This is a genomic window from Pseudorhodobacter aquimaris (assembly GCF_001202025.1).
Classification (GTDB): Bacteria; Pseudomonadota; Alphaproteobacteria; order Rhodobacterales; family Rhodobacteraceae; genus Pseudorhodobacter; species Pseudorhodobacter aquimaris.
The window spans coordinates 204744-212815 of sequence record NZ_LGHS01000041.1 but is presented as its reverse complement, the minus strand read 5'-3'; the positions used below and the strand labels follow the sequence as shown (position 1 = coordinate 212815).

The window sequence follows — 8072 nt, the reverse complement described above, 5'->3', positions numbered from 1 at the left end:
TCTGCGAGCTGATCAGCCATGAAATCCATCGGCCATGTCTCATTGGGTCTGTCAGGCACAGCCAATGGCTCGGGTTTATCACGCTTCAGGCGCTTCTTTGGCTTGATCCGCAGGTTCAGCTCCAGTTCACAGTAGATCCGGTAAACGCGTTTGTGGTTCCAGCCATAGCCTTGGACGTTGCGCAGATACAAAAAACATAGGCCAAAGCCCAGGTTCGCTTATTCTCGGTCAACCGTTCCAGCCAAGCGGCGATCTCCTCGTTCTCGTCGCTCAGGATTGGGCGTACCGGTAGCACGTCTCGCTGATCTCAAACGCACGGCAAGCCAACGCAATGCTGACCCCGTTCTGCGCGACCGCATTCATGGCCATCTCCCGCCTTCGAGATGGCTTCAGCGCTTTTTTCCAAGGGCTTCCTTCAGCAAGTCGTTTTGCATGCTCATTTCGGCATACATGCGCTTCAGGCGGCGGTTCTCCTCCGCCATATCCTTCATCTCTGAAATCAATGACGCATCCATGCCGCCGAACTTCGCCCGCCATTTATAAAAACTTGCGCTGCTCATTCCATGCTCCCGGCAAAGCTCAGAAACCGGAACACCGCCCTCCGCTTGCTTCAACACCGCCATGATCTGCGCGTCGCTGTATCGTCCATTCTTCATCGTAAATCTCCTCAGATATCTTGCCGAGAAAATTCTACTTTTGAACACCACTAATTTTAGGGGGGATTACCTACCTAGATAAGATAGAAAGGCACTTGTTGTTTTGCCTCCGTTTCAGCGCTCCAGATAGGCCTGTAGACGCTCTTCTGCCCGTTTCGGCAAGCCCTGCGGTAGATCGTCGGCACTGGCCTTTTGTTCACCCACTTCGATGAGCATAACCATACCCATGGCATAGTGAGGCGTGCATTTGATACCGTAAAGCCCTTCGACTTCAAATGTCACCGTGATTTCTTCGTTCAGTTTGCCGTTGATCGGGGTTGCGCCATGGGGAACCATTCCATCGATGCTCACCGCATTATGGCCGGGGCGGGTGGCAAGAAAAGAGACGCTATCGCCAACTTGGACATTCAGATAGGGCGGATCATAGACCATGGAGCCGTTAGCGTTGCGGTTCAGCATTTGCACTTCGTAGGTTTCTGCCAAGGTCAGGCTGGGCAGTAGGATCATGAGCAATGTAAGCAGCAGGCGCATGGGCCAGTCTCCTTTGTGGGCGCTGTGGAAGCGGATGACGGTCGTGCCGTCATTCGGATCAGTTAAGAAATGCCCGCAGACGCCGAAAGTACCCATCAGGCGCTCTTCGTTCAGAATGTTTTGCGGTGTGTCAACGGCCTCGATCCGACCAGATTGCAATACGCAGATTCTATCACACATCATCGCTTGGTTCAGGTCGTGCAGGGCAACCACCTTGGTGATGGACAGGTTTTTGACAAGATGCAGGATCGCCAGTTGATGCCGGATGTCCAGATGGTTGGTTGGCTCATCCAATAGCAAGACTTGTGGTTGCTGTGCCAAAGCACGGGCGATTTGAACGCGCTGCCGCTCCCCTCCGGACAGCGTATGCCAGAGCCGGTCCTCAAAGCCGTGCAACTCAACATCAGACAAAGCCTGGTTTACGATAAAATCATCCGCGTCCCTCCAAGGTTGCAGGGTGGACAGGAAAGGCGTGCGTCCCAGCTCCACAGCATCGCGAACCGTGATCCGTTCCTCTGTATCGGCGTGTTGTTCCACCAGTGCCAGTTTTTGTGCGATGTCACGCTGACGCAGCTCGGCCATCGGGGTGCTATCAAGAAAAACTCGGCCAACGCTGGGCTGCCGGACCCCTGCCAACATGCGCAACAAAGTGGGTTTTCCAGAGCCATTGGGGCCAATCAGGCCCAGCATTTCGCCTTCATTCACCGTTAGTGTCGCGTCTGACACAATGTCCTTGCGTTTGACACGCCAGCCAAGGTTTTCGCAACGTAGGATCACATCGCCGCCCTCCGTCCGATCAGAATGAGGGCAAACACAGGCGCGCCCACCAAGGCGGTAACCACACCAATGGGCAAGACTTGACCCGGGATCACGACCCGCGAAATGATGTCGGCACCGATCAAAAAGATCGCACCAGCCAAAGCCGAGGCCGGGATCAAGGCACGGTGCCGTGTGCCCACGACCATGCGCATGGCGTGTGGAATGACGAGCCCCACAAAGCCGATGGAGCCAGTGACAGATACCATTGCCGCCGTCATAAGCGCGGCGATGCCGATCAATCCGAACTGAACACGCTTTACAGAAATCCCCAATGATGCGGCGCTGTCCGCGCCAAAGGTGAAGGCATCAAGAGCCCGTATATTGAACAGGCAGGCGACCAAACCGAATAAGGCTGCGGGGACAACCGCGATGGTATCGGGCCAGCGGACCCCGCTCAGGTTGCCCATCAACCAGAACATGATCCCGCGGGCCTGTTCCGCACTTGCGGACTTGGCAATGATGAAAGCGGTGAGTGCGTTGAAAAGCTGTGAACCCGCGATCCCCGCCAGCACAATCACGCCCGCAGCGCGCAAACCCGTGCCACCACCAGGATGTCCATATCGGGGTGGGAATGGCTGGCAAATCCGGATCCGGGGATGATTGTATCCTCGTTCAGCACCCGCAGGTTCCCCAATCCCATACGCTTGGGATCCTTGAACGTCGCGAACGAGAAGGTGTGATAACTGTCGAGCCAGCCGCCACGCGTATGGCCGCGCACTGCTTTGGGGTGGATCGTGATCATCGTATGTTTCCTTTCGAGGGGGCGCCACCGTTATGTCAAGGCGCGGTCAGGAGGGTTTGCAAAGCCACCAGCTCGGGCTGGCGCAGATCGTGGCCACCTTCATGGATTTCGGTGCTGATGTCGGCGCCTTGGGCGGTGAACCAGTCGATAAGCCGTTGGCTTGCGGGCCATGGGCAGATCGGATCACGCCGCCCGGCGGTGATCAGCACGCGCTTGCCCGACAGCCCCGGGGTCGCGCCCAAGGGCCACGGGATCAGAGGGTGCAGCAGTCCGATGCGGTCGAACAATTCAGTGTGTTTGAGTGCCACAGAGGCAAGGATGTTCGCGCCATTGGAATACCCAAAGCCGTAGGCGGCGCTGCCCGGGTTATCCGCCTTGTGGGCAGCAATAAACCGGGCCATCGCCTCGGTGCGTCTGGCAAGGTCTTGCATGTCGTAGACGCCTTCGCCTGTGCGTTTGAAAAAACGTCTGGCGCCGCCTTCGGACACATTCCCGCAAGGGGACACGATGCCAGCGTCCGGCGCGATCTGTCGGGCAAGGCCAAAGAACTGCGTCTCGTCCCCGCCGGTGCCGTGAAAGGCAAAGATAAGTGGCGCGCCACCCGCGGGGGCTTTGGTCAATGCGTGATAAGTATCGGTTGAAATATAAGACTCTTTTACGCTGGAATTTCAGGTAACAACGCTTCGATCTGGGGGCGGAGGGGCTCATAGCGGTGGGGCAGTTTCAGGGCTTCGCCAAGGTGTCTGGTGTCCTCGTCACGATTAAAGCCGGGCTCGTTCGTCGCAACCTCGAACAGAATGCCGCCGGGGGTGCGGAAATAGATCGCCCAGAAGTAATCGCGGTCGATCACCGGTGTGACTTGATACCCGGTGTCCATCAGTAATTTGCGCACCTCAAGTTGGGCTGCGCGATCATCAACTGCAAAAGCGATATGATGCACCGATCCGGCCCCTTGGCCCGCCGGGCGCGCGCTTGGCAGTTCTTCCAGATCAATCGTATCCGCGCCGTTGCCGTTTTCCATACGATAACGGGTGACGCTGCCGTCGGTTTCATCCTTCTGATACCCCATGAAACCCAACAATTCGCCCGTAGCCGCCGCGTCGCGCAACATTAGACGCGCCCCGTGAAAGCCAAGAATGCCTGCATATTTTGGCACGTCTGTGCCTGTCCAGGGTGTACGCCCCTGTGCATCAGCCTCAACCAAAGCAAAACCGTCGCCGTCCGGCCCGTCAAATTGCAGGCGGTTTTCACCAAGAAAGGTCGTGTCCTTCAAGCCGGTCACGCCGTAGTTGCCCAAGCGTTCCTTCCAAAAATCCAGCGCGCCCTTGGGCACCGCAAATTCCGTCGTGCCAACTTCGCCCGTTCCACGACGGCCTTTGGCCATATTGGCAAAGGGAAAATATGTCATCACAGAGCCGGGGGTGCCGACCTCATCGCCGTAGTATAGATGATAGGTGTCGGGGGAATCGAAGTTCACCGTCTTCTTGACGCGCCGCAACCCGAGAGTGTTGGTAAAGAAAACGTTGTTTTCAAGTGCATCGCCCGCCATTGATGTTACGTGATGCAGGCCATTGATGTTCTTGATCATGGTGTAACCTTTCTAATCCTTGCTATTGCCAAGATAGGGTGCGGTTTCGTTTTCATGAATAGAAATGGTGTTGCATTTACTGTTGTTCGTAATGCAATAATACGGGCATGCAAGATATCAAGCCAATCCGCGTATTCCTGAAGGTGGTCGAATTAAGCAGCTTTGCCGCCGCCGCCCGCGACCTGAAGATGACGCCGGCGTCGGTCACCCGTATTGTTGCCAAGCTGGAAGCGGACCTTGGTCAGCAGCTTTTGGTGCGCACGACACGGCAGGTGTCGATAACCAGCGCAGGTGCGCTTGTTGCGGCGCGGTTTGGATCTATCGTCGCCGAATTCGACCGTGTGACCGAAGAGCTGATGCGGGCAACGCGCCCTGACCGCGGGCGGCTGACGGTCAATGCACCCATGTCTCTTGGGCTGAGGATATTGCCGCCGTTGATCGATCGCTTCCGGTTGGCCTATCCTAACATCTCGCTTGATATAAAGCTGACGGATACCTTGGTGGATATTCTGGAGGAGCCCTCTGACCTTGCCATTCGCGTATCAGGACCGCCCAGCGACAAGTCGACCATCTGGCGCAAGGTCTGCGAGGTGCCCCGCCAGATTGTCGCGTCGCCCGTTTTGTTCGAGCGTATGCAAATGCCCCAGTCTCCGGACGATCTGGAGCCGGTGTTCTGCATGTCCTATTCGGAAAGTGGTCAGCCTGAGGTCTGGCAACTGCGCAAGAATGGCTTGAAACGCAATGTCACCGCCGGATCATCGGTGATCGCCAATAACGGCGATTTCCTGACATCGCTGGTCAGGTCTGGCAATGGAATGGCCCTTTTACCGGATTTCATCGCGCGGGACGCAATTGCCGCTGGTGACGTCGTCCCGGTTTTGGAGGACTGGATTGTCGACCCTCTCTGGCTCACGTTATTTTACCCGCCTTACGAGGTGTTGCCGCCGCTGGTCGCCACATTTACGGATTTCTTCGAATCTTACTTGCGCGATGTTGACGAGTTGAACTTTCAGCGCAGAGAGTAAATTGGCGTGACATGTTTTTGCGTGTTGGTCGATGGAATGTGTGCCGATATGAATGTGACTGGACGAGCCTTGATCGTCTGATGATGTCCGGTGATCTGCCCGATGCATCTTTTGCAGATTGTTGATTTCACCAGACACACACATCGCAAAATAGCGCAATCCGATTGCGCAGATGAGAACGTTGAAAAGCCAGCCAATCTGTCGCAGATCTTGTAATCAATCAAAGCACCGTCTTCGTTGGCGTGATAGAGCGGGATGTCTGCGGATACCGCCTTAGATCAACGCGACGCTGTCGGGCATCGGCCCTTGTGCGTTGTGCAGAAGGGCTGCGTTAAATCATGCGTGGCGCAGAGGGCCAGAATGTGGGGCACCATAAGGCACATGTTTGCGCAAATGGCACGGGCGGCAACACCTGCCTGCCCGTGCCGGGCGATGAGGCTTAGGCCAGTTTTTCAGCCACCTCGACCAGTCGGCGTGCCTGATGGCCAATTGCGGATATCACCTCGTCGGTAAAATCGCCGCCCTGCGTGTGGCTGTAGCCATAGGGGTTGCCGCCGGTTTTGAAGATCACCTCGTCGGTGAAACCCGGTGCGACGATGATGCCTCCCCAGTGCATCGCGGTGGTGTAAAGGGATTGAAGCGTTGTTTCCTGCCCGCCATGTGGACTTTGAGCGGAGGTCATCGCAGAGATCGGTTTGTTCGCAAGGCCGCCTTTGCTCCAGACACCACCCAGCGTGTCGATAAAGGCGCGCATTTGGCTTGTCATCACGCCAAAGCGTGTTCCCGAAGAAATAAGATAGGCATTAGCCCACTCCATATCTTCAGCCGTGGCCTCGGGAATGTCTTTGGTCGCTTCAAGATGGTTTTTCCACGCGTCCTGACTGTTGACCGCTTCGGCAGGGGCCGTTTCGCGCGCTTTCAACAGGCGCACTTCGGCACCCGCAGCTTTTGCAGCTTGGGCAGCGATCGTCGCCATCTGATGGTTGGTGCCATAGCTGGAATAATAGATGATTGCGAGTTTGACGGTCATTTCTCTCTCCGTTGAAGTTCGGTTTCAAGGCGAACCGGAGCGATCTTTGCATAGGCAAGAACGGTCCGGATCGGATGGGGAGGCACATAGAATCCAAGCACCTCAATCCTCTCGCTGTTGACTATAGGAGTACTGATGATTGACGAATATAGAAATAGTATTTCATTTACTGTTGTTGGAATTGCAATAATTTGGGAATTGCCCTGACGTCCGCGCATCGCCACGAGAAGAAAGGTCAGAGGCTTGCGGGTTGTCGCCGTTGATGTCGCCCGCAGAGAGAAAAAGGAAATTGGTTTGACGTCAAGGGGTGTGACCCGCAGCGCCCGCGCAACAACGGTTAGGTATTCGTAGAAGCCCAATATCGGCCTTGCCGGGCAGGATCGGCGTGTCAGCTACGCAATCGGGCGCCCGCGTGAATGGGCGCCCGATTGGCCGGATGAACAAAAGGTCAGGCCTGTTAAGCTACAGCAGCGATCTGCCCTGCCTCGATTTCGCGGGCTTTGGGCACCGAAAGCCACAGCGCGATGACAAAACCGCATATTCCGCCACCGAGCTTGCCCAAGAGCAAAGGCAAGATGATGGAAGGCTGAAAGTTCGCGGCAAATGCCAGATGGTCGCCAAAGGAAAAGGCCGCACAGACACAAAATGCAATGGCGAGGACCTTGTCACGGGCTGGCATATCACCGATCAGACGGTACATCGCCAGCACATTGGCCACCGCCGCCAAAAGCCCTGCGGCTCCGCGCGGCGACACACCAATCGCACTGCCCATCGCCTCCATCGGGCCTGCGAGATATTTGGTGACCAGATAGACCATCGGGAAGGCCCCCGAGAGCATGATGCCGATATAGCCCGCAATCTCTAGCGCGCGGAACTGGTCGGCCTCATCTGCGATGATCGGATCAAAGCCCCAGCCGCCCAGAACGGTCGAGAAAATGCCGGTGAAATATTCCACGATGGAAAATACCAGAACCAGCGTGATCCCCGCATACATGATCTTGCCGAACCACAGAAATCCTTTGATCATCGCATTGGGCGCGAACCGCAGGCCAAGGGCAATGGCCACACAAAAAATCGCAAGCGGTGCCAGATTGCGCAGGATCGATCCGATATCCAATGCCAGCGACAGGGTCGCATCCCCCGTGGCCGCAATCTCGGGCCGCACCTGAACATCGCCCAGCATGATCAAAAGCGCCGAAATGAACACCCCGATAGGAATGCTCAGGATCCCCGACATAATCCCAAGCGCCATATAGGGGTGGTCCGATTTCTTGAGCATCGAAAGCCCGACGGGGATCGAGAAGATGATCGTGGCACCGGCCATATAGCCCACCAGCGTCGCGATAATCCAGGATTCGCGGCTTTGCGCCAGAACATTGGCCAGCTGATAGCCGCCCATGTCGATGGCAATGATCGTGGTGGCGGCAATGGCCGGATCTGCCCCGATCATCGCAAAAAGCGGCCCGACAACGGCGCTGACAAATTGCGACAAATAGGGGATGGCCGCCATGATACCAGCCACCGGCACAAAGATGGGACCGATCGAATAAAGCCCTTCCTGAAACTCCTTGCCAAGCCCGGATTCGGGATCACGTATATAGGCAAAGGCACCGATAACGGCGCAGGCCATTATGATGTAGATGATAACTGTCCCAATTATTTCCATGCTTTATCTCCATGT

Annotated in this window: 8 protein-coding genes and 3 pseudogenes; 1 reads left to right on the top strand and 10 read right to left on the bottom strand. The window is 56.2% G+C overall.

What is annotated here, in order from left to right:
• The 7 genes and pseudogenes from AKU94_RS19080 to AKU94_RS06250 form a co-directional block, all read right to left on the bottom strand.
• Window positions 1-656, bottom strand: a pseudogene (locus tag AKU94_RS19080) (transposase); the annotation flags it as partial.
• Window positions 657-770: 114 nt separating this feature from the next.
• Window positions 771-1115, bottom strand: coding sequence for a pseudoazurin (locus tag AKU94_RS19970; RefSeq protein WP_269744958.1), 345 nt, complete (start codon window positions 1113-1115; stop codon window positions 771-773).
• Window positions 1116-1205: 90 nt separating this feature from the next.
• Window positions 1206-1964: pseudogene (locus AKU94_RS06270) on the bottom strand (ABC transporter ATP-binding protein); the annotation flags it as partial.
• Window positions 1961-2536 (bottom strand): annotated as a pseudogene (locus tag AKU94_RS06265) (FecCD family ABC transporter permease); the annotation flags it as partial. The pseudogenes AKU94_RS06270 and AKU94_RS06265, both read right to left, overlap by 4 nt.
• The gene (locus AKU94_RS06260; RefSeq protein ID WP_050526442.1) at window positions 2521-2748 is read right to left on the bottom strand and encodes a pirin family protein; all 228 of its coding nucleotides are present in this window, start codon (window positions 2746-2748) and stop codon (window positions 2521-2523) included. The gene AKU94_RS06260 and the pseudogene AKU94_RS06265, both read right to left, overlap by 16 nt.
• 35 nt (window positions 2749-2783) lie before the next feature.
• Entirely contained in the window at window positions 2784-3368 is a 585-nt protein-coding gene (locus AKU94_RS06255) for an alpha/beta hydrolase (RefSeq protein WP_232295698.1), read from the bottom strand.
• Between the two features lie 35 nt (window positions 3369-3403).
• Window positions 3404-4336, bottom strand: coding sequence for a VOC family protein (locus AKU94_RS06250; protein ID WP_050526440.1), 933 nt, complete (start codon window positions 4334-4336; stop codon window positions 3404-3406).
• Window positions 4337-4443: 107 nt separating this feature from the next.
• Between AKU94_RS06250 and AKU94_RS06245 the strand changes: the two genes are divergently transcribed.
• Complete coding sequence (locus AKU94_RS06245) at window positions 4444-5361, top strand: LysR family transcriptional regulator (protein ID WP_050526439.1); 918 nt, start codon at window positions 4444-4446, stop codon at window positions 5359-5361.
• A 439-nt stretch (window positions 5362-5800) separates the two neighbouring features.
• Here AKU94_RS06245 and wrbA read toward each other — a convergent pair whose 3' ends face one another.
• The 3 genes from wrbA to eutH form a co-directional block, all read right to left on the bottom strand.
• Window positions 5801-6391, bottom strand: a complete 591-nt coding sequence (gene wrbA / locus AKU94_RS06240) for an NAD(P)H:quinone oxidoreductase type IV (RefSeq protein WP_050526438.1) — start codon at window positions 6389-6391, stop codon at window positions 5801-5803.
• Window positions 6388-6750, bottom strand: a complete 363-nt coding sequence (locus tag AKU94_RS19615; RefSeq protein ID WP_157056441.1) for a hypothetical protein — start codon at window positions 6748-6750, stop codon at window positions 6388-6390. The genes wrbA and AKU94_RS19615 overlap by 4 nt, the downstream gene beginning before the upstream one ends.
• Window positions 6751-6848: 98 nt before the next feature.
• Window positions 6849-8057 (bottom strand): ethanolamine utilization protein EutH, encoded by a 1209-nt coding sequence (gene eutH / locus AKU94_RS06235; protein WP_050526437.1) that lies wholly within the window; start codon window positions 8055-8057, stop codon window positions 6849-6851.
• Window positions 8058-8072: the final 15 nt, after the last annotated feature.